This is a genomic window from Chimaeribacter californicus (assembly GCF_002858675.1).
GTDB lineage: Bacteria > Pseudomonadota > Gammaproteobacteria > Enterobacterales > Enterobacteriaceae > Chimaeribacter > Chimaeribacter californicus.
In genome coordinates, this window is sequence record NZ_PJZF01000069.1 from 1 (window position 1) to 1334 (window position 1334).

1 protein-coding gene is annotated in these 1334 nt (G+C 57.1%); it reads left to right on the forward strand.

Going from position 1 to position 1334, the window contains the following annotated elements; translation table 11 throughout:
• Positions 1-1334 (forward strand): SNF2-related protein (locus CYR55_RS22840; RefSeq protein WP_165699658.1); only part of this gene is annotated, 1334 nt, incomplete at both ends.

Genomic DNA, 1334 nt, shown 5'->3' on the forward strand with positions numbered 1-1334 from the left:
GGTTCGCCGCCTGTCAGAAGACGGCAAAGGCATCCTGGGCTTCGGAACAGGCTTGGGGAAAACCACAACAGCCCTGGCGCTTGAGGCCTACAACTTTGAGAACGGGCGTAGCAAGCGCACCGCGATCGTCGTGCCGAAAGCCGTCTATGAAAACTGGTATCACGAACACCGCAATTTCTACAGCGCCGATGCCCGCGCCAGTATGCTTTTTGTTGGCCTGAATGTGGTAGCCGGCAGCGACGGCGCGCCGATGCAGGTTCCTGTTCTCAATGACCAGGGACAACCCCAGTTGGATAACAATGGCCAGCCGCTTATGCGTGACGCGCTCCAGCTGGCGGACTCCGCAACCATCAAAGCCCGGATGAATATGATCCCCCAGTCAAATTATCGCCTGGTGATCATGACCAAAGAGCAGTACGCGGCTATCCCTATGCGCCCTGAGACAGTACGCGATCACGCCTATGATGTGTTGTTTGCCCAGGCGGATGCAGGCCGGGTGAAAATCCACGCCGATACATATCGGGAGCAGAGCAAGAAAAACCGTATCCTGACGGAGCATTCAGACACCGGCAGCGTTAAAGAGCATGATTTCCCGTTTTACGAGGACATGCACTTTGACAGCGTGATCGTGGATGAAGGCCATAACTACCGTAACAGCTACAGCGCCGGCCGCGAGGCCTCGAGCCTGGCTTACCTGCCGGTGCCGGCCGTCTCCCAGTCAGCCCGCGATATGGCCGTGAAGAATGCCTACCTGATGTCCAAAAACAATGGCCGGGGTCCCGTTCTCCTCACCGCAACGCCAGTGGTTAACAGCCCGATCGACGCCTTTAACATGCTGTCCCACTGCGTGAGTATGCGGGACTGGCAACGCATGGGTATCCATACCCCTGATGATTTTGTGCGTGTGTTTGGCAAAACGGATACTTGCCTGGTGCAGAAACTCTCTGGGGAAATTGAGAGCAAGCCAGGGCTGGTGGGCTTCCAGAACCTGGATGGCCTGCGCGGTATCTTCCACCGCTGGACTACCCTCAAAACGTCGGCTGATGTCGCTGCGCAGGTCAAAATCCCGGAGCTGGATGAAAAAGTAGTGGAAGCGCCAATGTCGGTTGACCAGGCCGCCCACTATGAGGAGCTGCGCGCCCGCGCGGAACGGCTTTCCGCTGACCCGGAGGGGGTGGAGCTGGATGAGAACGGCAATGAGCTGCCCAAAGACACTATTTTCGGCATCATCCGCGACATGGACCGGGTATGTACGGACATGGATCTGTATCACCGTCAGATTACCTTCCGTTTCCCGGCTGCTGCTGAAGAGAAGGTACAGGAGCTGGTTAATG